The organism is uncultured Paracoccus sp. (genome assembly GCF_947496875.1).
In the GTDB taxonomy this organism is placed as follows: Bacteria; Pseudomonadota; Alphaproteobacteria; order Rhodobacterales; family Rhodobacteraceae; genus Paracoccus.
In genome coordinates, this window is record NZ_CANMEH010000014.1 from 1 (window position 1) to 23,540 (window position 23,540).

Genomic DNA, 23,540 nt, shown 5'->3' on the forward strand with positions numbered 1-23,540 from the left:
CCACAATGTCCACTATCAATGGTGGACACTATCCCGCACTCTCACACCGCGGCAGAGCGGTTAGACCGGACGGTTACGATGGAAGCGGGATGTCGAGCTTTGGATCAATCGGCAACCTCTGACCTAATCGCTTTGAAAGAATAGGGTAACCGCCATCATGGCCTTAGGGAGTGGTAGCCAGCGTTACCTTCGCCAAGGTACGTGCTGGTCCGTCGAGTGAACTTATTGCGGCTGGCCAGGTATCCTTATCAACGTCCAGGACGTTGCGAAGCCAAGCCAAGGTCAACCGCCGAGTCGCTTCAAGGCTCTCAGGTGCCTCGATCTCGGTTTCCTTCGCATCCAGCCCGGCGATTCCCCCCAATCCATGACCAACACCGTACACCGTGACAAGTGCCTGGGCATCCGGGCTGTCGTAAAACGCGTCTGCATGCCATTCCGGTCCGCGCCCTGTGAAGTGCGGGGCGTCGTCAGCGCCGCAGACCACCAGACTGGGCGCTTTCATAAGCGTGAAATCCACGTCGAAAAACGGAAAACGGGCTGCGCTTTGCGCGAATAGGTCGCTTCCGCCCCGACCTGGTGCTGCAAGCAGGACCCCTGCGCGTATCCGCGGGTCGGCGAAGCTTTCCCCTGCAAGTCGCGCGCCCAGCAGCAAGCTAACGGTATGGCCGCCAAACGAGTGACCTGCCACCGCAATACGCTGATGATCAAGCCGACCTGCTATTGCTGGCCCCTGCCGTTCCACTTCATTTAGTTGGTCAAGAATTGCTGTAATCTCAGTCACGCGTTGGCGCCAGAAGTAGGGCGCGCCGGGGGCGTCCTGCGGCAGACCACCGACGAGCGAATTTCCATGGGTTGGCTGAATCACGGCAAAACCGCGTTCAGCCCAAAACTGCGCCAGAGGTGCATAGCCATCTTTAGACGGAATATACTTTGATGGCCCTGCCCCATGCGACAGCAGCACGATGGGCAAGGCATCGCCTTTGGCTGGTGCAGTCACACGCAGTTCAAGCGGCGCGCGTCCTGCCATCGGCAAGAGGATCGGGGTATAGGCTACGGTCAGCGCCGCTGGGGGCGCTGAGATTGACCGTGACAGATCAATAAGATTGTTCATGTATCATCCTTCATTGCCCCTCAACGGGCTGCTGGGTCAAAAAGTCCAGTGCGTTCAGTTTCTGGCCTCGGCGGCGGTCTCATTGTAAATTGCTTCGGCATCGGCACCCGCCGGCAGACGCATCGGCGCGCCCGGGTCTGTCACGGCCCGCCACACGGCCTGTGCCACATCGCCAACCTCTGTTTTTTCGGTCGAGGTGCGCATCGTGGCGAAATAGTCTTGCACGAATGCCTCGTAGGGCGCCGGGACGTTCATACCCATGCGTGCCACGGCGTTCTTTCCAAAGGCTGTCGTCGGCGCTGACCCTGGCAGGACTAGCCTGATCCGGATGCCGAACTGCGCTGCCTCAAGGGCGAGGCTTTCCGTGAACGTATTAATGGCGGCCTTGCTGGCGCTGTAGACCGACAGCGCCGGAAACGGGCGCAGCGTGACGCTGGAACTGATGTTCACGATGACACCGGTTTGTCGCGCACGCATGCCCGGCAGAACAGCCTGAGTCATAGCCATCGTACCAATGACATTGGTCTCGAAAAGCTCACGGGCCTTGGCGATATCTACGCCCTCCAGCACGTTCAGCATGCCGACCCCAGCATTGTTGACGAGCGCATCGACAACACCGACGTCTGCAACGGCTTGTGCGATGCTGTCTGCATCCGTGACATCGAGGGCCAGGATTTGCAGGCGATCGTGCTCCGGCATTGTCTGTTCCTGCGGTGTGCGCATGGTTGCGACAACATCCCAACCTTGAGCGAGGAATAGCTCTGCTGTTGCAAGGCCGAAGCCCGTTGAGGCACCGGTGATAAGAATTTTTGGCATGAGTGTATCTCCTGTCGTTTGTACGATGAGAGATAGACAAAATACCCGGACTTCCTATATTTATAAGTCCATCATCATTCAGCAAAAGTCCGAAACTTGACCATTTCGACAACTGACCCCCTCGCCAGCGTCGTCGCATTGCTCAAGCCAGAGCCGTCTATCGCCAAGCTTGTCAGTGGCGGTGGTCGCTGGCGCGTCACGCGTACGAACATGACAAACCCGTTCTACTGCGCAATGGTCGAAGGCACGTGTCTGCTGACGATTCAAAACCGTCCACCGCTTGTACTTGAAGCGGGGGACTTTGTGCTGGTGCCCGAAGTTTTCGATTTCACCATGTCAAGCATCAACCCTCCACAAAGCGGTGCACCGCATCTGCCGCTGGAGACTGGTCCAGGCATTTTCCGCTTGGGCGAGCAGGACGCGCCGATCGAGGTGCGGTGCTTGGTGGGCCACTGCAACTTTGCCTCGCCGGACCGGGAGCTGCTCGTTTCACTGCTGCCGGCGGTCGTCCATGTGCGCGCACAACGCCGCCTGATTGCGCTTGGCCAGATGATTCAGGAAGAGACGCAAAGCAATCTCGCGGCCCGTGACATGGTGCTCGGGCGGCTTCTGGAGCTGCTTTTGGTTGAGGCCCTGCGCTCCGTCGAGAGCACGATGGCAGAACCAGGTTTGCTCCGCGGCCTTGCTGATCGAAGACTTGCCTTGGCACTGCGGAAAATCCACGCCGACCCCAGTGCCAGTCTGTCCGTTCAAGGCTTGGCCGCCGCAGCGGGTATGTCCCGCTCAACCTTCTTCCACCGCTTTAACTGCGAGGTCGGATCAGCGCCTATGGAATATGTAACTGCCTGGCGGATGGCAGTGGCAAAGGACATGCTGATAGGAGGAAACATCGCATTGGCCGAGCTCGCGAGCCGTGTCGGATACGGGTCCGTCAGTTCCTTCAGCATGGCGTTCTCGCGACATGTCGGCACGCCACCCGGCGCTTTCGCTGCCAGAGGCCAGGCCGCATAAATCACGCATCTTGCAGTTCCCCGAAGAGTGCCAGAATCGACGCGCATTCCTCACACCGTTCTAATCATCATCATGAGGCGCCTGCTCTGCCGGCACCTCACGCGAGATTTCCTTGAGGAACCTGTCGCCAGTCGCCAGCCTGCGGCCGAGATTCTGCATGAAGCCCTCGAACCGCTCATTCCCCTTGATCCGCGAGGATTGCTTCGCGCTTTCCGGCAACGGAGGGGTCATCGTCAACCAGAAGCGGACAAACAAAGAAAGGGTCTCACCGAGGACGGCGACGTCTTCATCTAGCGTGTCGACCTGTCGGCCGATCTTGTCAAGGCGGCGCGACATGGCTGCTTCCAGCCGATCCGACGTGTCGCCCGACAGGAAGGACGCGACGGCTGCCTCGATAATAGCGGACTTCGATACCTGTCGGCGCAACGACAGCGCGTCGACCTGTTTGAGCAGGTCCGGGTCGAAATAGACATTCATACGGGTACGGGTTGTCATCAGCGGTCTCTCAAAGCTCGATACCGTCATCTGGATTCATAGACGCCTGCCGCGCGATCATCCGCATCCGCGAGCGCAGTGCGCGGGCTTTGGCCGAGTCCACGTCGGGGTCATCGTCCAAAAAATCGAACTCCTGAGCAGGCGATGGTGGCGGTGGGATGATCTCCTCATGCTCGGGCAAATCCGGCTCACGGCGGATTCCCGCATTGTCGGGATCGCTTTCGGTCCCGCTGAGGATGCTGGTCGCAGGTCTTTTCGCAGACATAATGACGCGGCTCGTCCAATCGTCAGTTGTTTGCTTCGCCGCGGAAGCCGATGGCAACTCAGGCGGTGTCAGGATGCGTTCCTGCAACCGCTCGTCCTCGAAATAGCGGGCCTTGATGGCGCGGATCGGCGGCGTGCCCGCGACCATGACGATTTCATCGGTTGGCGGTAGCTGCATGATCTCGCCGGGCGTGAGCAGCGGCCGGGCCGTCTCCTGCCGCGACACCATCAAATGCCCCAGCCACGGCGCTAGGCGATGGCCGGCATAGTTGGTGGAATCGCGCAGCTCGGTTGCGGTGCCGAGCGCGTCGCTCACCCTCTTGGCGGTGCGCTCGTCGTTGGTGGCGAAGCTGACGCGCACATGGCAGTTGTCGAGGATCGCGTTGTTCGGCCCATAGGCGCGCTCGATCTGGTTGAGGCTCTGCGCGATCAGGAAGCCTTTGATTCCATACCCCGCCATGAAGGCGAGCGCCGATTCAAAGAAGTCGAGGCGGCCGAGTGCTGGAAACTCGTCCAGCATCAACAGCAGCCGATGGCGCTTGGCCGAAGTGTTCAAATCGTCGGTCAAGCGCCTGCCGATCTGGTTGAGGATCAGGCGGATAAGCGGCTTGGTGCGGTTTATGTCGGATGGCGGCACGACCAGATAGAGCGTGACGGGCTGGCGGCTGCCAACCAGATCGGCAATGCGCCAGTCGCATCGTGCCGTCACCCGCGCCACCACGGGATCGCGGTAGAGGCCGAGAAACGACATGGCAGTGCTCAATACGCCCGACCGTTCGTTCTCGGATTTGTTCAACAGTTCACGGGCCGATGACGCGATGACGGGATGAACGCCCGCCTCGCCGAGATGCGGCGTGTCCATCATGGCGCGCAAGGTGGACTCGACCGGACGGCGCGGGTCGGACAGGAAGTTGGCGACACCCGCCAAGGTTTTGTCCTTCTCCGCATAGAGAACATGCAGGATCGCGCCGACCAGCAAGCTATGGCTAGTCTTCTCCCAATGATTGCGCTTGTCGAGACTGCCTTCGGGATCGACCAGAATATCCGCGATATTCTGAACGTCGCGGACTTCCCATTCCCCTTGCCGGACCTCCAGCAGCGGGTTGTAGGCCGACGATCTGGCATTGGTCGGATCGAACAGCAGGACGCGGCCGTGCTTTGCACGAAAGCCCGCTGTCAGCGTCCAGTTCTCGCCCTTTATGTCGTGCACGATGGCGGATGCGGGCCATGTCAGCAGCGTCGGCACCACCAATCCGACGCCCTTGCCGCTCCGGGTCGGGGCGAAGCATAGGACATGCTCGGGACCGTCATGGCGCAGATAGTCCCGGTCGTATCGGCCGAGCAGGACGCCATCGGGGCCGAGCAATCCGGCCGCGCGGATTTCCTTGTCTTCGGCCCATCGCGCCGAACCATAGGTGGCGACGTTGCGCGCCTCCCGTGCGCTGATGGTCGACATGAAGATGGCGGCGGCGATGGCGAGGAAGCCGCCCGATACCGCGATGATGCCGCCCTCGACGAAAATTGCGGGCGCATAGGCGTCGAAGGAAAACCACCACCAGAAGAAGGCCGGGGGGTAATAGATCGGCAGGCCAACCAGCTCGAACCATGGCGCTCCAAGCTGCGGCTGAAAGCCGAGGCGGAAAGCAACCCATTGCGTCGCTGCCCACGTCATCACCAGAACGATGGTGAAGACGACAGCGATCTGACCCCAACGGATTCGTCCTCCGCGCATTCGGGCTCCAATCGGCAAAGAGACGGAGGCCAATCAGAGAGTAGGCAAAATCGAGACAGGCAACAGGAAAGATGATGCCGGAGGGCTGCCGGATACTATCGGCGGCAAATAGGACGGGCTGCGTCGATGCTGGCGGCTGCCCTGTTACTACTGCGCAACTAGCTGCGCGAATCGCCTTTGCGGCCCATCGTGCCTGCGAGGTTGAGCAGGCTCTTTAGGGCTGCGTTGCCGTTGGACGGCAACCAGACGGCGGAGAAGGCAACCGGCTCGAGTTCGTCGGCGAAGGACAGGAAGACAACACCGGTCGTCGGCAGCAGCGCCGTGGCCGCCCCGACGATGGTGACGCCGAAGCCCTGCCCGACCATGGAGAGCAAGGTTCCCCGCCCCACATCGAAGCGCAGGATCGAGGGCGCGGGCCAGCGCCCAGCCAGACGCAGCACGATATGATCGTGAACCTGCGGGCCAGTGCCGCCATGGCGGACAAGGAATGTCTCGCCCACCAGATCGGACCAAGTGATCGCCGATTGGCCGGCAAGGCGGTGATCTTGCGGCAATACGGCGACAAGCGGTTCGGTCCAGATCGGGCGCGTATGGCAGTCGGGCAACTCGGGCGCACCCGCCACGAACGCCACGTCCAGCCGCTCGGCGCGAAGCTGCATGATCGCCTCGCGGGCCGTACCCTCGGTGATCTCGACGTCGATGCCGGGATGGTCTTCGCGATATTGCGCGATCAGTTCGGCGAGGAAGCTGCGCGGGGTCAGGGCATGGATGCCGATGCGCATGCCGCCGCACTCTCCCGACGCCACCATGCCAGCGGTCTTGACCGCATGATCGAGTTGATCGACGCCGGCGGCGACCCGCTCGACAAAGAGCCGCCCGGCCTCAGTGAGCCGGACGCCTCTGGTGTTGCGCTCGAACAGGAGAATGCCGAGGTCTTGCTCCAGCGCCTTGATCCTTGCACTGACGTTGGACTGGCTGGTGCCGAGGGCCTGGGCTGCACGGTAGAAGCTGAGATGTTCGGCGACGGCGAGTGTCTGGATCAGGGATGCGAGGGGGATGCGCGACCCCAGCGAGGTCGGCATCCCCCATGGACGATCATTCATGGGTGCTGATCGTCGCCGTCGCATCACCTTATCCTCGCCGGGTGCGAGGTGCAGCGAAACGCACCAGCGGCTTGTTTGGAGAACGGCGTCTGACTGGAGAATATTTCATTTGAAAGCCGACCTCGCGCTGCTTGCAAGCGCATGTAAGGAAAGGGGGCAAGCCACGGCGGCTGGGCGGAGAACACTTAACCTTTCCTCGCGCCCTCGCGCCGCCGTCGACAGCTCGATACCAGGGGGTGCTGCTAAGTCTCGAAACGAAGCGGGTTGTCTTCCAAATCGTTCAAGACAGTATTGGACATATGTCCATATTGGACGTATGTCCAGAGAAAGTATATCTGTACGCTTCAATCTGCACGAGATCACGGTGGGCACATCATCGCCGCGCACGATCGAAAGCTCGGCACGGTACAGCTCGGCGAACTCCTTCTCAGCGCCTCTCGTGCACCAAGCATCTCGACACGATCCGGCTCCCTGCGCGCAAGCGCGCCGTTAGAGTGGAGCGGGCGACGTCGAACGTGCGCAAGGCGGCCGCCATGGTCGCACCGGCCTCCAGCGCGGCTACGATCTGATCGAGCTTTTCGTCGCTGATCGCTCGGGGGCGGCCGAACGTCTTGCCCCGGCGCTTTGCGGCCACCGCGGGATGAAACCGATGTTGTTTCTTCGCAGTAATCGAGAACGTCTTCATGCTCCCGGTCGTTGAGGCTCATTGATTCTCAAGGAGTCCTCGGGCCACAAGGTCCTTGATCTCCTCGCTGGACGCGCGGGTTTCGAGTTCCAGGCTCGCCAACAGATCAAGACCCATTGCGACGGCCACCAGCCGAGTGGCAACCTCGCCGGGCTTTACGTCCTTTCGGAAATCGCCAGTCGATTGTCCTTTTTCGATTATCTCCTTAATGCTCTCTATGCACTCCTCCATCAGACCACGTACAGCCTTGCGGACGATCCCGTCTTTTCTGGCTACGGCAAGTGCCTCGTTCCAGAGACCCGCGGTTTGAACGTCGAACGCCTGACCTTCACCGATCAAAGCCGAGAGCAGCCGGTCAAGCGGCACCATACCGGCCAGTTCGTCAGGACCCGGAACGGCAACCCTGTTGATTGCGGTCCGGAAAGCTTCAGCGCGCAGATCGGAGGCCGAGGCGAAATGGTGATGTATCTGGCCGGGTGAGGCGTCGATCGCCTTCGCGACGGCCCGAACCGTTGCGCCGGTCAGACCTTTCGTCAAGGCGATCTCGACTGCTGCATTGATGATGCTGGACCGCCTTTCGTCCTTGCTCATGTAAGTCATTCGCGATCTCCAGGGAAAATTTGCGCGATTAAGCTGGACATGCGTCCAATATGGACATATGTCCAGCTCCGGTCCAGTCCCTTAAGATGAGCATATCAATCCAGGTCAAGCAATCTCCGAAACGGACAGCCGTCTTCGCCGGTCGGGAGCCGATGTTGCCATGTGCCGGAGGCCGACAGGCTGTCGGATGACCAACGAAGCGCCTGTCGCAGGGGGTTGCTTATCTGGTGTGCTCCGAAGTCAACGGGACCTCGGAAGGAAAATGAACACTGTCGGTCGAAGACCTTGCGGGTTGAATGAAATGAACAAATTGTCGTGCCTCCTTGGATTTGCCGTCGCATTTATGATGCTTGCCGGGTGTCGCGAAGACGGCTCGGCCAGCGCGATGGAAGCGGCCGAAGAGATGCCGCCGAGCGAAGTCGGCGTCGTCATTTCCACGCGCGAGGCCATCCCGGTCCTGTCCGAACTGCCTGGACGTATCTCGCCTGTTCGTATTTCCGAGGTGCGTCCACGTGTCGGTGGGATCATCGTCGAACGGGTTTTCGAGCAGGGAACATTCGTGAAGGAAGGCGATCCCCTGTTTCGGATCGATCCGGTCATGTTCGAGGTCGAGGTCGAAGCCGCGCAGGCCGGCATTGCCCGCGCGGAGGCCCAGCTTCTGCGCGCCCGGCAAGAGGCCGAGCGAGCCCGTGTTCTCGTGTCTCGAAATGCGACCAGTCAGGCCAGCTTTGAAAACGCGGTCGCCAACGAGCGACAGGCTGAAGCCGATCTGGCCTCGGCGCGGGCGACGCTTCGCGCGGCCGAAATCAATCTCGCCTATGCGACCGTGACAGCGCCGATAACGGGGCAGATCGGGCGGGCCATGGTCACGGAAGGCGCCCTGGTGTCGTCGTCCGGGGGCGAGCCGCTTGCAACGATCCAGCAGATCGACCCGGTCTATGCCGACATCCAGCAACCGGTCAGCGAGATGATGCGTCTGCGCGCGGCGCTGCGCGACGGGTCTTTGGAGGAGATCGAGCCCGGCGTTGGGCAGGTGCATCTGATGCTCGACGACGGGTCGCAATATCCGCACGCCGGGCGGCTCCTGTTCTCCGAGGCGACGGTGGAGCGTTCGAGCGGGCAGGTCACGCTTCGCGCGGAGTTCCCGAACCCGGATGGCACGTTGCTTTCGGGTCTCTATGTGAGGGTACGTGTCGAACAGGGGGTCGATGGCAATGCCATTGCGATCCCGAACCAGGCGGTCCGGCGCGACGGTAGCGGCAACGCGTCGCTATGGATTGTTGGCGAAGACAACATCGTCGTGGACAGACCCGTCACGCTCGGGCGGGTCGAGTCGGGTCGCACCATCATTGCGAGCGGCCTCGAAGAAGGTGAGAGCGTCATCCTCGACGGCTTTCAGAAGACCGGCCCCGGCGCACCGGTCGAACCTGTTCCATGGGTCGATGCATTGACCGAGCGGCAGCAATCCCCAAGCACCGCCGACGCGGACGAAACGACGGCATCAGGCCGCTAGGAACCCTCGAAATGGCACGCTTCTTTATCGACAACCCGGTTCTCGCCTGGGTCATCTCGATCTTCATCGTCCTGGCGGGCGTCCTCGCATTGCCCAACCTGCCGGTTGCGCAATATCCCAGCGTCGCTCCGCCGCAGATCACGATCGCCACGATGTTTCCCGGCGCATCGACGGAGGACCTGTATCGGCAGGTCACCAATCCGATCGAGGAGGAACTGAACGGCATTCCGGGACTCCTGTACTTCGAATCGACCAGCGACTCGACCGGATCGGTTTCGATCAACGTGACGTTCGAGACCGGCACGGAAATCTCGCAGGCCGTCGTGGATACGCAGAACCGGCTGAAGCGCGTCGAGGCGTCGCTTCCGGCGCAGGTGCAGCAGCAGGGCATTCAGGTCGAGGAAGCGGGAACCAGCTTCCTGATGCTGGTTGCGCTGACCGCGAGCGAGCCGAGCACGCTCGATGAAGTCGGGCTCGGCGACTACATCGCGCGCAACATCCTGAACGAGGTTCGCCGCGTTCCGGGTGTCGGCCGCGCGCAGTTGTTCGCCACGGAGCGGGCGATGCGGGTCTGGGTCGATCCCGACAAGCTCGTCGGGCTCAACCTGTCCATGACGGATGTCACCGACGCCATTCAGGAGCAAAACGCCCAGGTTGCCGCCGGATCGATCGGCGCCGAGCCGAATCCGGCGAGCCACCGCACGCAGGCTCCTATTCTGGTGACGGGCCAGTTGCAGACGCCCGCGGAGTTCGCGTCGATCGTTCTTCGCGCCGGCGAGGATGGTTCGCTCGTGCGCCTGTCCGACGTCGCCGAAGTCGCGGCGGACGCGGAGAGCTATGCCTTCTCGAGCTATCTGAACGGTATGCCGAGCGCGGCCATCGGCGTCCAGCTCTCGCCGAAAGGCAATGCGCTGGATACGGCAAACGGCGTCCGTGAAACCATGGAGCGTCTTTCCGGCCTGTTTCCCGCAGGCCTGGAATACCATATCCCCTACGATACGACGCCGTTCGTTTCGGCCTCGATCCAGAAGGTCATCCTGACGCTTCTGGAGGCGGTCGCGCTCGTCTTCGCGGTCATGTTCCTATTCCTCCAGAATATCCGCTACACCGTCATCCCGACGCTGGTCGTGCCGATCGCGCTGTGTGGAACACTCGCGATCATGCTGGCGGCGGGCTTCTCGATCAACGTGCTGACGATGTTCGCCATGGTTCTCGCGATCGGCATCCTCGTCGACGACGCCATCGTCGTCGTCGAGAACGTCGAGCGCATCATGAGCGAAGAAGGCTTGTCGCCGAAGGAAGCCTCCAAGAAGGCCATGACGCAGATTTCCAACGCGATCGTGGGGATCACGCTGGCGCTCTGCGCCGTCTTCGTGCCGCTGGCGTTCTTCCCCGGCGCGGTCGGCGTCATCTATCAGCAGTTCTCGCTGACGATGGTGACTTCCATCCTGTTCTCCGGCTTTCTGGCCCTCTCCCTGACGCCGGCGCTCTGCGCGACATTCCTGAAGCCTGTAGCGGCAGGACATGGACATTCAAGGAAGGGTCTGTTCGGCTTGTTCAACCGCGGTTTCGTCCGTGCGTCGAATGGCTATGCCAACGGCGTTAGTTATCTGGTCGGCCGCACCAAGCGATTCATGGTCATCTATCTGGCGCTCGTCGTGGGCCTTGGATGGACCTACTTCCAGATTCCCTCCGCGTTCCTGCCGCAAGAAGATCAGGGCTATCTCATGGCGGACTTCCAAGCGCCTTCCGGAGCGACGAGCAACCGTTTGCGCGAGGTCACGCTCGGGGCGGAGGAATTCGCCGCATCAAACGAGGCGATCGAAAGTGTGCTGATCATCCAAGGCTTCTCATTCTCGGGTCAGGGGCCGAACTCGGGCTTTGCCTTCATTACGTTGAAGGACTGGAGCGAGCGCGGCGAGGAGCAGAGCGCCGATGCACTGTCCGGGGAACTGTCGGGCTGGCTCTACCAGTTCCGCGACGCGATTGCCTACGCGATTTCGCCGCCGCCGATCGACGGGCTCGGCACGTCAGCCGGATTCGCGTTCCGCCTTCAGGATCGCGCCAATCTCGGCAACGATGCGCTCATCGCGGCGAGCGAGCAATTGATCGCAGACGCGGCTGAAAGCCCGGTGCTCGGGATGGTCTATACAGAAGGTCTCCAGCCCGGACCGCAGCTCAGTTTGAGGATCGATCGTGAGCGGGCAAACGCGTTCGGCGTCGGTTTCGGCGAGATCAACCGGACCATCTCTGCAGCTCTCGGCTCGTCCTATGTCAACGACTTCCCGAACGACGGCCGCATGCAGCGCGTCATCGTGCAGGCGCATGACCGCGCGCGCATGGAAGTGGACGATATCCTGCGCCTGAACGTGCGAAACGTCCAGGGCGGCATGGTTCCGATCTCGGCCTTCGCAAACGTCGAATGGACGGTGGGCGCGACGCAGATCGTCGGCTACAATGGCTATCCTTCCGTGCGCCTTGGCGGCGAAGCTCAACCGGGCTTCTCCTCAGGAGACGCTATCGCGGAGATGGAGCGTCTGGCCGGTGAACTGCCGGAAGGCTTCGCGTTCGAATGGACCGGGCAATCGTTGCAGGAAATCCAGTCTGGTTCGCAGGCGCCGTTCCTGATCGGCCTTTCGGTCCTGTTCGTTTTCCTCTGCCTGGCAGGTCTCTACGGAAGCTGGTCGATTCCGCTTTCGGTCATGCTGGTCGTGCCGCTCGGCATCATCGGCTGCGTCGCCGCGGTCGTCCTCTTCAATCTCTCGAATGACGTCTACTTCGTCGTCGGGGTCATCACGATCGTCGGCCTGTCGGCAAAGAACGCGATCCTGATCGTCGAGTTCGCCAAGGATGCGGTGGCCGAGGGGCGCGATATCATCGAAGCGACGATCGAGGCCGCGCGGCTGCGCTTCCGGCCGATCATCATGACGTCTCTCGCCTTCACGATGGGCGTGCTTCCGATGGCCATCGCCTCGGGGGCGAGCGCAGCGAGCCAGAACGCGATCGGCATCAACGTCGTCGGCGGGATGATCTCGGCCACCGTGCTGGCGATCCTGTTCGTGCCGGTCTTTTACGTTTTCGTGATGAGGCTGGTCGGTCATGGCCGCAAGCAGCCGCAAGACCCGGCCGATCCCGTAGCAATAGCGGAAGCCCCGTAAGAGAGGCAGGCCCCGGCTCCCCTTCCGGGGCCTGCCAAATCAGAAAGGTCGCCACCAACGACGAACGCACCGCAAAGCGGGTGTCCGATGCGCTCGGCACCGCCACCGAGATGAAGGCGATGAAGAACTATGCCGGCCATCGTCTGTCGCCCTGGCTCGGGCATTTGATGGTCTCGCGCTCGGAGACCGCGCGTCCGCTTCTGACGCCCGGCGAGATCATGCAACTTCCGCTCAACGATGAAATCGTCATGCTCGCGGCGACCCCGCCGATCCGGGCCAATAAAGCGCGTTACTTCGAGGACAAGCGTTTCAACGAGCGCCTACTACCGCCGCCGGACCCGGCCAAGACCAGACGAACCACTCGGAAAGACGCCTGGACGGAGTTGAAACCACAAAAGCCGGATGCTGCCCTACTTGCCGAGATCCAGAAGGCGGAAAAGGACGCCGCCAATAGCGGACTGCGCCGCGAGCCGGCACTACCCGATCACGTCGCCATGCCAAGGAAACCACGCAGCCCAGCCCGTCCAATGAATTCGACATCGTGATGGATGACGAGCCGGAAGATACGGCCCGACAATCCCGCATGCTGCGCCAGCAGATGCGCGGTGTCGCCCGGCAGATCGCCATGGACCCCAATGACAATATGGACCTGTGAGGAAGCCCATGCGCGACCGGATGAACGTCTATCTGCCCTCGGACCTGATGAAGGGAATTTCCGAACTGGCCGAGCGAAAGAAGCTTTCCCGCTCCGCCATCGTCGAAGCAGCCGTGGCATCGTTCCTGTCGCCGGATGGAGCCGACAAGCGAGAAGCCGCCTTCGCCCGCCGCCTCGACCGGCTTTCGCGGCAGGCGCAGCGCATGGAACGCGATCTCGGCGTCACTGCCGAAACTCTGGCTCTGTTCGTCCGCTTCTGGCTGACGATCACACCACCGCTTCCACCTGACGCGCAATCAGCCGCGCAAATCAAAGGGCGGGAACGCTACGAAGGTTTCGTGGAAACCCTCGGGCGTCGATTGCAAAAGGGGCAGAGCTTCTTGCGCGAAATCCCCGATGACGTCGCCGCAAGCGACTCAACAATCGAGCCTGACGAATAGCCGAACCATCAGACCCACTGACTTTCGATCGAAACCGGCGGCGCACCAAAATCAACCCCGCATCGTGCCGCGAATATTTCGGGGAACGTCGCGGTTGGGGTGCAAAGATATAGACTGCAAGGTATCTTTCGGCGCCGGCGGATTTTCGTGGTCCGTCGGGCTGTCCGGCCGTTCATCGATCGCTCATGCGATCGATGATACCAGTTTCCCGATTTGCCGAAATGTTGCTGCAGGAACCCTCGAGATCATAGGCGGGGTTCATCGCATCATCTCAGATCAAACAAATTCGGCAAAGCTGCTAGTGTCCACGTCGCGCGGATCAGGGCCGATGCGCACCCCTGTATCCAGCTCGTCTAGCTGCGCCATCTCACCGTCGCTAAGCGCGAAATCGAACACGTCAATATTCTTGGCGATGCGCTCGGGGTTGACTGACTTCGGAATTGCAACGACATCGTTCTGGAAGTGCCAGCGCAAGATCACCTGCGCGGCAGATCTACCATGGGCTTCGGCGATAGTGGTGATGACCGGATCGGTCAGCGGGTGCTTCCTGCCGCCATGATTGTCCCCATCGCCATCGTTGATGGCACCGCCGATCGGCGACCAAGCCTCCGTGACGATGCCGAGCGCCCTGTTCTTCGCCAGCAGCGGCTTCTGCGCGAAATAGGGGTGCAGCTCGATCTGGTTGACCGCCGGCACGACGTCACTTGCCGCGATCAGTTCGTCCAGTTGATCCTCCAGGAAGTTGCATACACCGATCGCGCGCGCACGCCCGTCACCAAGAATTTTCTCCGCCGCCTTCCAGGACTGGATCGTGGCGTTCCAATCTTTGGTCGGCCAGTGCAGCAGATACAAATCGACATAGTCGAGCCCCAACCTGCCGAGGCTTTCGTCGAATGCCCTGAGCGCCCTCTCGTAACCATAGTCGCCGTTGAACAGCTTTGTGGTGACGAACATCTCGGCGCGATCCACGCCGCTGTTGCGGATGCCTTCACCGACCTGAGCCTCATTGTTATACGACCTGGCGGTGTCGATCAGACGGTAGCCACTGGAGATTGCCGACGCGATGGCGGAGGCGGTCTCTTCGGCGGACGCAGCGAACACTCCGAGACCTAGTGCCGGCATTTTCACGCCATTATTCAAGTTGATGAGAGGGCTTTTTCCGGCCAAAACAATGCTCCTTCGATATACGGGACGGCAGGTTTGCGTTGACGATCACTCGCTGTGTTGGTCACACTTACATTCGTGAGTATCCAAAATGCCCTAATGACATGCGATACGTATGTCAATTGAAATACGACTCGTATGCAAGAGAGCCATGGTTTCCAAAATCCGTAGCGACATGATCGCTGAGATGCGCAGCAAGCTGATGGCAGCGGGCAGGCGAGCTTACAGTGGTGTCGTTGCTGACCGGCATGCCTAGGCGTTGCATCAAGCGCTCGCCAGGACGGCCGCCCGTGCTATGGCCGAGCAATTTACAATTTCCACGCCCCTCATCGTCCGCCGCGCATAGGGGAAGCAACCGTCGGCAGACGGCCGGTGAACGTTCGTCGCTCACATTCTTGATGCGAGTATCGCCAGCGGCTCAGCAGGAGTTTCACATCACCGGCTTGCCCTGGACTGGCAGATCCTAGAGGTTGCGGTCGGACCGGCCATGCCGCCGTCGGCTTCGCCCTCCGCAGTCGGAGCAAATGCCGATTATGGCTGCGGCAGCGGAAACAACCCAACCGTCATCAACAGTGAGCGTGACACCCAAAATCTTGCCCCCTGGGCCGTCCAACCATTTTGTCTTCGTTTGTAAGCCCGCCCATAGCGGCACCGTAGCTAACGGCGAATGAACCACACAAGGCGAGGAAAAACCTAATGTAAGGGAAAGGGACAACAGGTCTTGGAAGGGCCTGTTTGAGCTGCCCGCAAAGGCAGAACCAGATCGTTACACCTTGCGGTCGTTGAGCAGTCCCTCGACCAGTGCCCGGTAAGCGGCCGTGACCCGGATCGAGGTGCCAACCGGGTCCTCTGCATCGGCGATCCACTGCGCCATATAGCACAATGCGCCGGTAAGCATTCGCGCGGTCGCTTCGGCATCGATCCGGCGGACCACGCCGCTCTCCATCAGCGCTTCGAGACCCACCCGCATCGCGTTCAGGCAGCCGCCGGCGCTCGGCCAGGAGCTAGGATCCCCCAGCACTGCCGGTCCATCGCGCATAACGATACGCTGGATCTCAGGTTCGAGTGCCATCTCGATGTAACCAATCCCTTCTTGGACGTAGCCTTCCCACGGGTTCGGCGCAGCGGCGGCACGAGCCTTGAGGCGACTGACCATTTCAGCATCGATCTCGGCGACCACCGCCTGGAACAAGCCCTTCTTGTTGCCGAAATGGTGGTAAAGCGCGCCCCGCGTCAGCCCGACATCAGAAGTGAAGCTGTCCATTGAGGCACCGGCATAGCCCATTTCGGCAAAGGCTCGCCTTCCCGCCGCCATCAGCTTGCTGCGCGTCTCAACGATCATGTCGCTACGGGTTCTGGAAACCATGGCTCTCTTACATACGAGTCGTATTGCAGTTGACATACGTACCGCATGTCATTACGGAATTGATACGCCACGTATGTAAACGTGACCCGGGCAACCGTCAACACAGCGAGTGATCGTAGTGCAGAACCCATATGCTGGGATATTCAGAGCACCAGGCGCCAAGGGGTTCGCCCTTGCGGGCTTCGTTGCTCGGATGCAATTGGCATTGATGCCAATCGGCATTGTGGCAATGCTCTCCCAAACCAGCATAACTGCCTTCGGCCTGGTCGAGCGGCGAGTCCAGGCGGCTATGCTGACGGAGAGCATCACGTGGGTCATGACCGGCATCGGCGTGGCGCTCGGTGCCTTCGCATCCGGCTGGGTAAGGGACACCTTAGGCGCCAGCAATGGCTTCTGTATATCCATAGTTGCGGGGGCCTTGGCATTCCTCACGGTACTGCTGGCCAAGGCACCCTATCGGCACGAGAGGATCCGCAGTTGGCCAGCAATGCAACCAGTGCAGCGGAATGAGAAAGAAGAGTTCCAAATTCAAGTGCCTCGCGGGTCTCTATCAATACGGAAACGCAGACCGGACGCTTCAATTTGGAGCGGTCAGCATATTCCGCCTCTATGCCTGTCGTATTCATCGCCCGTCGACTTCAAGTCGCCAGCCGGAACTGCCAGCGCGGTGCAGGCACAAAACCCATCTTTGCCTTTGCCCTCAATAGAGCTCCCAGACCTTACCACTCTCGATCCCCGGAGGCCCTCTCATGATCCCACTTTCCGTTCTCGACCTGTCGCCGATCACCGAAGGCGGCACGGCCGCGCAGTCGCTCGCCAATACGCTTGATCTCGCACGCAACGCCGATCGGCTCGGATACCGGCGCTATTGGGTTGCCGAGCACCATAACTCGCCGGGTATAGCCAGCGCCGCCACCTCCGTGGTCATCGCTCATATTGCGGCGGGCACTTCCACCATCCGCGTCGGCGCCGGCGGCATCATGCTTCCCAACCATGCGCCGCTGGTCATCGCCGAGCAGTTCGGCACGCTGGCAGCGCTTCATCCGGGCCGCATCGACCTAGGCCTTGGCCGTGCGCCGGGCACCGACATGGAGACGGCCCGCGCATTGCGTCGAAATCTCAATGCCGGCGTCGACAGCTTTCCGCAGGATGTCGTCGAACTGATCGGCTATTTCCATGCGGCCGAGCCAAGCCAGCGCATTCGCGCGGTGCCTGGCGAGGGCGAGGATGTACCCGTATGGATTCTCGGCTCGTCAACCTACGGCGCGCAGCTCGCCGCAAGGCTCGGCCTGCCCTACGCCTTCGCCTCGCATTTCGCGCCCGCCGAAATGGAACACGCGATCCATATCTACCGCTCGCGCTTCCAGCCCTCGGCGCGGCTCGAAAAGCCCTATGTGATGCTCGGCCTAAACGTCATCGCCGCGCCGACGGATGCGGAGGCCGAACTTCTGTTTTCCACGCAGCAGCAGGCGTTAGTTAGTATCCTCACCGGCCGCCCGTGGCGGCTGCCGCCACCCGTCACCGGTTACCGCAGCCAGATCGAGCCGACGGCGAGCGCGATGCTCGACCAGTCGCTTTCCTGCTCCATCGTCGGCTCGCCCGCAATCGTGCGCAGCGGCCTCGACGCCTTCATCCGCCGCACCAACGCAGACGAACTGATGGTCACGTCGCAGATATTCGACCATTCGGCGCGACTGCGCTCGTTCGAGATTTTGGCCGACGCGCACCGGGAACTGTCGAAGGCAGGTTAAACTCGGAAGCATACAGCGCTGCGAGTCCATTCATATCAACCTTGCCGGCGAGGGACCGATTAAAAAAGCTCTCGTATCGCTCGAATATGCGACTGCGCGCCGACGTTCCCCGCGTCATGCGCGTCTCGCGCAAGGTGCTTGCCGGTGTCGGTCTTGTTGCCAGCCTCGGTATTGGCGGGGCCCTGATCTATGCACTCCAGACCCGGGACCCCGGCTCAGGCAATGAGGAACTCTATTCCGTCGACAATCGCGCCACGGCAGATGGCATCGCCGGTCTGCCACGCGACTACACCGGACCGATCCTCGGGCCTGCATTGCCCGGCGATCTTGGAAGACCGATCCTCGACGCTCAGAACCGCGGGCAACCGATCCGCCGCCAGCCATCACGACACCCAACGTCGATCCAGAGGAGCAACGCCGGATGGCCGAGGAGGAAGCGGCCCGCCTGAGCCGCGTCTTCTTCCAGACCGCGCCTGGCACTTCAACCGCCGGCGCGACAGCTGGCGTCGCTGCGCCGAACCTTGCCGGATTAGGACTGTCCGGCCAGCCCGGCACGCCCACAGCCCAAGACCGCCAGCTTGCCTTCCTCAACACCGGCGTCGACCGCCGAACCGTTGCGCCGGATCGCGTCATGGCGCCGGCATCGCCTTATGTGCTTCAGGCCGGCGCGGTGATTTCCGCCACGCTCATCACCGGCATCCGCTCCGACCTGCCCGGGCAGATTACGGCACAGGTAACGGATCGGCCTCAACCCGTCGTGCGCGGAACTCCGCCTCAGAGACGGCTACCGGGCGAGCCGAGACCACGACTTCGTACCGCGGCGGTTTCGATACAAGCTGGGAAGTTGACTTGTTTGGTGGACGACGACGCAGCGTGGAAGCCGCAAGATATGGATTTGATGCGGCTGAGGAAGACCTACGCAACGTCATGCTGGTTTTGATCGGCGACGTGGCGGCCAACTACAGCCAGGCCCGCGCCAGCCAGGCCCGACTCAGCCTCGCCCGAACCTCGGCCCGTTCACACCGGGAAACCGCGTCGCTCACGCGAACCCGCTTCGAGGGAGGCGCCGGCTCTCGTGCTGAGGTCGCCAATGCCGAAGCGCTGGCGGCGATCACCGAAGCCGATATTCCACTGTTTGAGATCGAGCGCACGGATGCGGCTCACAGGCTTGCCACGCTGCTGGGAATCCAGCCCGGGCACATTGAAAACCAGCTCTCTCACGCGGCTCCAATACCGCGCTCCAAACTGCCGATGCCGGTAGGCATTCCCGCAGAAACACTGCTTGCGCGCCCCGACGTAAGGCTTGCTGAGCGCCGTCTGGCCCAGCAAACTGCCAGGATCGGCGTGGCCGAGGCCGCTCGCTATCCTTCCATCAGCTTGACAGGCAATCTGGCTACGCAGGCATTGAGCCTCAGCGATCTTGCCGAGAAATCAACGATCGCGTGGGCCGTTGGACCGGCGGTATCGATTCCGATTTTTCCCAGTGGCCAGTTGAGAGCTGCTGTAGAAATCGAGCGGGCACGGCGGGACCAGAGTTTTGCAGCGTATCAGCAAGCTATCTTCGTCGCCATCGAGGATGTCGAAACCTCGATCGTCGCGCTTACACAGCAGCGCAATCGCAGCGCCACGTTGGCCTCCGCTGTTTCGTCCTATCAGACGGCCAGAAACGCGGCGCAGGTCGAATATGAAGCCGGAGCAAGCGACTACCTCGCTCTCCTGGACTCTCAACGCGAATTGTACCGGGCGCAGGCTGCTCTTATAGATAGCCAACTCGGATTGGTGCACGGCTACATTAGTCTGAACAAGGCTCTCGGTGGAGGCTGGAACGGTGTGGTTGAGACAAGCATTCCCCTGGTGATCGATGGCGAGACCGGGCCGCGTGTACGTCCTCGGGCAGAACCGGCACTTGCCGCCAGACGGTAGTCCCAAAATCATCTGCGATATGGCAGGTTCGATCAACGGACACTTATCGTCTGAACGCCGGACGGCGTTGGCCGTGCCAGTCAACCGGCTCGTGACCGGTTGAGCAAAAGAGGTTTGAGCCCCCAAAGCAGAACGATGAGCGCGTTCGCCAGAACCGTCGCGTGATGGGCCGGTCAATGAAAGTCGCAAAGCTGGCGCGTGACAGGAGCATCGCCCGCCTGAAATGCTCCTCCATCATCGGTCCAAGGACGCAGCCCAGAAGCATCGGTGCGGCCGGGAAACCGTAAACGCGAAGCGCATAGGCATAACCAAATAACAAATGTGGTTACAGCCCCAACCCCCGCTGCCGCCCCAATTGCCACGACACCGATCCGCCCCGCACGACGCCCATGACCTCGCGGCCGAGCTGGCGATCGATGACAGGCCGCCACGGGACAAGGGTGAACTCGTGGCTCTTCTCCACAATGGCGAACTTGCCGCTCGATAGCTGCACGGTGCCCGTGAACTTGCCGCTGACGCTCTCGCCGTCCGTGGCGGCACGGAACGGCAGCCCCTTGCTCTCGGCCATCTCCGCGCCGGCGCGGACAACCTCGCGCTCGCGCAGGGTGGCGAGAAGACTGCGCCGATAGAAGTTGCGGCCGTTCCGCGCTCGGGTGGCGTCGCCCTGTTCGATGTGATGCTCGCACCGCTGGTCCATCGCCTCGCGCACCTGCTGGCCGAAGCCGACCGGGGCAAGGTCGGCCGTCTCGCCATGGACCAATCGCCGGTCCAGCCAGGTCGCGCCATCCGATCCGATCTGCTTGCCTAGATCGACGGGGGAAAGGACGCGCACGCTGGCTTGCAGGTCGCGGCCAGCGTCATAGGCGGCGGCACGGCTGACCAGATCATCGGGGATGCTCCATTGGCCGGCGTCGATCCGCTCGACGATCCCGGCACGGCGCAGCGCCTCCAGCCGGCGCACATGAGCATCGACATAGCCCTCATAGTCGCCGCCGGGAACGCGGCTCTCGAATTTCGCCTGCTCCAGATGGCGGCTCGGACGATAGATGCCGTCCTCGGCGATGGCGGTGATGGTGCTGTCGGACGGCCGGGCCGTCGCCTCGACCGGGCCGATCTCGATGATGCTGCCGATGCGGGCATCCTCCAGCCGCTCGGGCGCGACGCCCGCGATGTGGTGCGTCCGCCCGTCGATCCCGTCCACAACGACCGTCAGGTTCTCGCCCATCTCGTCGGACAGATACTTGTTTACGACGCGCCCGGCGATGAGCGCCTCCGGTGGTCCATCATGGAGATGGAAGGTCATGGGATCGCGGTCCAGGCCATCGCCCTTCAGCGCCTTGTGCATGTTGCGGATGATGTCGCCACGTTCTCCCAGCTCGCGAAGGGCCGGCTCCATGTCTTTGCTCAATTCCCACACGCCCGGCGCATGTGGGATGGCAAGGCCCATCTTCTCCAGTTTGGCGAGGCGGCGTAGGCGCAGCGCGCGATTGAACTGGCGGCGAGGCTCGGCAGCCTCATGACGAAGATCGAGAAACCGCCCGTCGGCTTCCTCCGTCATCGCCCGATCGATGCGGGTGAAACGGTCCTGATCTAACTCGGCGGACAGCTTGCGGCTCTGCTCAATCTCGGTCACCTGCCCCAGCTCGAGCGTGGTCAATTCGCTGGCACGCTCGCGGATTCCGTTGGCGAGATAGTCGCCGTTGATAACGAGATTCTCGCCCAGCTCGTCCTTGCCCCGGACGATGACATGCACATGGGGATGGCCGGTGTTGTAGTGGTTGACCGCGACCCAATCGAGTTTCGTGCCAAGGTCGGCCTCGATCCGGCTCATCAGGTCGCGCGTGTGCGCCGTCAGGTCCACGAGATCCGCACCGTCCTCCGGTGATATGATGAACCTGAATTGATGACGGTCCTCCTTGCCGCGCTCGACGAAGGCATCGCCATCAGCGCGATCCTGGCTCGCCGAATAGAGCTGGCCGCGCTCGCCGTCGCGCGATGTCCCGTCGCGCTGGATATAGCGCAGATGGGCCACCGATCTGCCGTTCCGGCCGGCGTCCTTGACATAGCGGGTGTTGACGACGACGCGGCGCATCCCCGGCGCGCTGTGCCGCCAGCCGCCCGACAAGATGCGGGCGCGAACGAAGCATGCGCCACGCCCGCGCTGCACGCCCGGCCCCTTGGCCGAGCGAGGGCCTTTGCCGCCCTTCGCGGCCGTGCGGGATTCGAGGCGCGGCGAGTATTTGGCATGGGCGGTGCTGTGCTGCCGGGCGAGCTTCTTCGCCTGCGTCAGAAAGCTCCCTGACCTGCCGACCTTCGGCGTATCGGCGCGGATGCGGCCAAGCTTCGGGCGGAAGCGGATTTCGTCATCTGCGCTCATGGGCGCGGCCCCGGCCAAAATCGCGAAAAATCGGGCAATTGGCGGCGATGGTGCCGGTCAAAACCCCGCAAAGTCAAGGCTTTGCGCCAAGTCCCGGCACGCGGGGGCCGAAAACATGGTGCCGCTCGCGACCCACCTAAACAGTGTGCAGACAACAACAATTTCGAGAACTGGCCCGCAATGGTGCCATGTTCCTTTATCTTGCCCTCCGCCTTCCCTGCCCTTTTTGCCCTTCCTGCCGGGAATACAACCAGGCGACCCCTTGCCTGACTACACACCCGAAGCGGACCGAAGCAACTTGGAGACCCCATACTCATGGCGCATCTCCATTGCTCGCACGGGCCACGAATATGCCGCCGCCCTGCGGCTCCTGATCGACGGAATCGCGCAGAGGAACAGTTGCGCGGACGTCGCTCGACGGCTGATTGGCCGCCGCTGAATTGCCGCTGGATTGCGCAACGAAGAGCGGAGCTTCGCGCCAATCCGGCGGTGGCGGCGGCACAATCGTCGGCACATCAGGCGCAGTCGCACTGCCGAGAACAGGTGCGAGCGTGGCGACATAGGCGCGTGTTTCTGCGGGCAAAGTGCGGCCTGTCGCCAGATGCTCGTCATAGCGGCCGGGACCGGCATTGTAGGCGGCAAGCATTGCCGCGACATTGCCATAGCGGTCCCACATCTCCCGCAGATACGCTGTACCTGCGAGGATGTTGTCGCGCGGATCGTAAGGATCGCGCCCGAGGCCATGACGGCTGCGCAGGCCAGCCCAGGTATCGGGCATGACCTGCATCAGTCCCATTGCACCCGCCGATGAGATGGCGCGTACATCGCCCGCGCTTTCCACACGCAGCACGGCCCGAATCCAGTGCTCCGGAATGCCGAAGCCCTGTGACGCCTCGGCAATGAAAGCAGCATGGGGATGCACGGCGACAGGCGCGGGTTGTGGCGGCACCTGCGCAATCGCGGGCGTCAATCCGCTGCCAGCCGACAGAAGGGCCGTGAAGAGAAGAAGGGCGCGGGATCGCATGATCTCAGTCCCGATCTTCGCGGGGCCGCGGGCGGCTCCAGTGCAGCGACCATGACGAGCCTGCATCGTCGTCGCGGAACAGATTGGCGCGGATCGGCTGCGGCAAGGCGGGATCGTCGAGCAGCACCGAGAGATATTCGCCAGCTTTTTCGCCGGTGCGTTTCCATGCAGCGCCGACCTCGGGGCCGTCATCAGCTCCGTGATGGACACGGTAGTCCGGCGCGTTTTCGGCGTCCGAATGCTCGGCTGGTAGGATGGTAAGCTCACGGAAGAGCGTGAGCGTGTGAACGCGCCCGGAAAAGCCCGTTTCATCGCGCGTGAACAATCCGATCTGTGGCATGAAAAATCTCCT

General features: G+C 61.9%; 19 protein-coding genes and 2 pseudogenes. 8 read left to right on the top strand and 13 right to left on the bottom strand.

Annotation, left to right across the window (positions count from 1 at the left end):
• Nucleotides 1–163 precede the first annotated feature (163 nt).
• Together Q0938_RS14440 and Q0938_RS14445 are read right to left on the bottom strand one after the other, a co-directional pair.
• Complete coding sequence (locus Q0938_RS14440; RefSeq protein WP_299363685.1) at nt 164–1,111, bottom strand: alpha/beta fold hydrolase; 948 nt, start codon at nt 1,109–1,111, stop codon at nt 164–166.
• 54 nt (nt 1,112–1,165) lie between these two features.
• Nucleotides 1,166–1,927: an SDR family oxidoreductase gene (locus tag Q0938_RS14445; protein ID WP_299363686.1), complete on the bottom strand. Its 762-nt coding sequence runs from the start codon at nt 1,925–1,927 to the stop codon at nt 1,166–1,168.
• A 96-nt stretch (nt 1,928–2,023) separates the two neighbouring features.
• Here Q0938_RS14445 and Q0938_RS14450 point away from each other — a divergent pair, with 96 nt between their 5' ends.
• Nucleotides 2,024–2,938, top strand: a complete 915-nt coding sequence (locus tag Q0938_RS14450; protein ID WP_299363687.1) for an AraC family transcriptional regulator — start codon at nt 2,024–2,026, stop codon at nt 2,936–2,938.
• Nucleotides 2,939–2,998: 60 nt separating this feature from the next.
• On the opposite strand, the gene Q0938_RS14455 is transcribed toward Q0938_RS14450, so the two are convergent.
• From Q0938_RS14455 to Q0938_RS14475, 5 genes are all read right to left on the bottom strand, one after another.
• Entirely contained in the window at nt 2,999–3,433 is a 435-nt protein-coding gene (locus tag Q0938_RS14455) for a CopG family transcriptional regulator (protein WP_299363689.1), read from the bottom strand.
• 10 nt (nt 3,434–3,443) lie between these two features.
• On the bottom strand, nt 3,444–5,429 hold the full coding sequence (locus tag Q0938_RS14460) for a conjugal transfer protein TraG (RefSeq protein WP_299363691.1): 1,986 nt from the start codon (nt 5,427–5,429) through the stop codon (nt 3,444–3,446).
• Between the two features lie 158 nt (nt 5,430–5,587).
• Nucleotides 5,588–6,511: a LysR family transcriptional regulator gene (locus Q0938_RS14465; protein ID WP_299363693.1), complete on the bottom strand. Its 924-nt coding sequence runs from the start codon at nt 6,509–6,511 to the stop codon at nt 5,588–5,590.
• Between the two features lie 448 nt (nt 6,512–6,959).
• A complete protein-coding gene (locus tag Q0938_RS14470; protein WP_299363695.1) occupies nt 6,960–7,217 on the bottom strand; it encodes a helix-turn-helix domain-containing protein in 258 nt (85 codons plus the stop codon).
• Nucleotides 7,218–7,235: 18 nt separating this feature from the next.
• On the bottom strand, nt 7,236–7,808 hold the full coding sequence (locus Q0938_RS14475) for a TetR family transcriptional regulator C-terminal domain-containing protein (protein ID WP_299363698.1): 573 nt from the start codon (nt 7,806–7,808) through the stop codon (nt 7,236–7,238).
• A gap of 310 nt (nt 7,809–8,118) precedes the next feature.
• Between Q0938_RS14475 and Q0938_RS14480 the strand changes: the two genes are divergently transcribed.
• The 4 genes from Q0938_RS14480 to Q0938_RS14495 all read left to right on the top strand — a co-directional run bounded on the left by Q0938_RS14480 (nt 8,119) and on the right by Q0938_RS14495 (nt 13,583).
• The gene (locus Q0938_RS14480) at nt 8,119–9,330 is read left to right on the top strand and encodes an efflux RND transporter periplasmic adaptor subunit (RefSeq protein WP_299363818.1); all 1,212 of its coding nucleotides are present in this window, start codon (nt 8,119–8,121) and stop codon (nt 9,328–9,330) included.
• An 11-nt stretch (nt 9,331–9,341) separates the two neighbouring features.
• Nucleotides 9,342–12,488 carry a multidrug efflux RND transporter permease subunit gene (locus Q0938_RS14485; RefSeq protein ID WP_299363700.1) on the top strand — a complete coding sequence of 1,049 codons (3,147 nt, stop codon included), beginning with the start codon at nt 9,342–9,344 and terminating at the stop codon, nt 12,486–12,488.
• An 80-nt stretch (nt 12,489–12,568) separates the two neighbouring features.
• The gene (locus tag Q0938_RS14490; RefSeq protein ID WP_299363703.1) at nt 12,569–13,033 is read left to right on the top strand and encodes a type IV secretory system conjugative DNA transfer family protein; all 465 of its coding nucleotides are present in this window, start codon (nt 12,569–12,571) and stop codon (nt 13,031–13,033) included.
• Between the two features lie 118 nt (nt 13,034–13,151).
• Complete coding sequence (locus tag Q0938_RS14495; RefSeq protein ID WP_299363706.1) at nt 13,152–13,583, top strand: ribbon-helix-helix domain-containing protein; 432 nt, start codon at nt 13,152–13,154, stop codon at nt 13,581–13,583.
• Nucleotides 13,584–13,859: 276 nt separating this feature from the next.
• On the opposite strand, the gene Q0938_RS14500 is transcribed toward Q0938_RS14495, so the two are convergent.
• The 3 genes and pseudogenes from Q0938_RS14500 to Q0938_RS14510 form a co-directional block, all read right to left on the bottom strand.
• Complete coding sequence (locus Q0938_RS14500; RefSeq protein WP_299363709.1) at nt 13,860–14,750, bottom strand: aldo/keto reductase; 891 nt, start codon at nt 14,748–14,750, stop codon at nt 13,860–13,862.
• A gap of 220 nt (nt 14,751–14,970) precedes the next feature.
• A pseudogene (locus tag Q0938_RS14505) lies at nt 14,971–15,336 on the bottom strand (transposase family protein); the annotation flags it as partial.
• 177 nt (nt 15,337–15,513) lie between these two features.
• Entirely contained in the window at nt 15,514–16,089 is a 576-nt protein-coding gene (locus Q0938_RS14510; protein ID WP_299363712.1) for a TetR/AcrR family transcriptional regulator, read from the bottom strand.
• Between the two features lie 773 nt (nt 16,090–16,862).
• On the opposite strand from Q0938_RS14510, the gene Q0938_RS14515 reads away from it, so the two are divergent.
• From Q0938_RS14515 to Q0938_RS14525, 3 genes and pseudogenes are all read left to right on the top strand, one after another.
• Complete coding sequence (locus Q0938_RS14515; protein WP_299363715.1) at nt 16,863–17,864, top strand: LLM class flavin-dependent oxidoreductase; 1,002 nt, start codon at nt 16,863–16,865, stop codon at nt 17,862–17,864.
• Between the two features lie 86 nt (nt 17,865–17,950).
• Nucleotides 17,951–18,603: pseudogene (locus tag Q0938_RS14520) on the top strand (conjugal transfer protein TraI); the annotation flags it as partial.
• Complete coding sequence (locus Q0938_RS14525) at nt 18,507–19,787, top strand: efflux transporter outer membrane subunit (RefSeq protein WP_299363821.1); 1,281 nt, start codon at nt 18,507–18,509, stop codon at nt 19,785–19,787. The pseudogene Q0938_RS14520 and the gene Q0938_RS14525, both read left to right, overlap by 97 nt.
• A gap of 325 nt (nt 19,788–20,112) precedes the next feature.
• Here Q0938_RS14525 and Q0938_RS19435 read toward each other — a convergent pair whose 3' ends face one another.
• The 3 genes from Q0938_RS19435 to Q0938_RS14540 all read right to left on the bottom strand — a co-directional run bounded on the left by Q0938_RS19435 (nt 20,113) and on the right by Q0938_RS14540 (nt 23,528).
• Nucleotides 20,113–22,164, bottom strand: coding sequence for a DUF3363 domain-containing protein (locus Q0938_RS19435; RefSeq protein ID WP_366942761.1), 2,052 nt, complete (start codon nt 22,162–22,164; stop codon nt 20,113–20,115).
• A 313-nt stretch (nt 22,165–22,477) separates the two neighbouring features.
• Nucleotides 22,478–23,188 (bottom strand): lytic transglycosylase domain-containing protein, encoded by a 711-nt coding sequence (locus Q0938_RS14535; protein ID WP_299363717.1) that lies wholly within the window; start codon nt 23,186–23,188, stop codon nt 22,478–22,480.
• 4 nt (nt 23,189–23,192) lie between these two features.
• On the bottom strand, nt 23,193–23,528 hold the full coding sequence (locus Q0938_RS14540) for a DUF736 domain-containing protein (protein ID WP_299363719.1): 336 nt from the start codon (nt 23,526–23,528) through the stop codon (nt 23,193–23,195).
• Nucleotides 23,529–23,540: the final 12 nt, after the last annotated feature.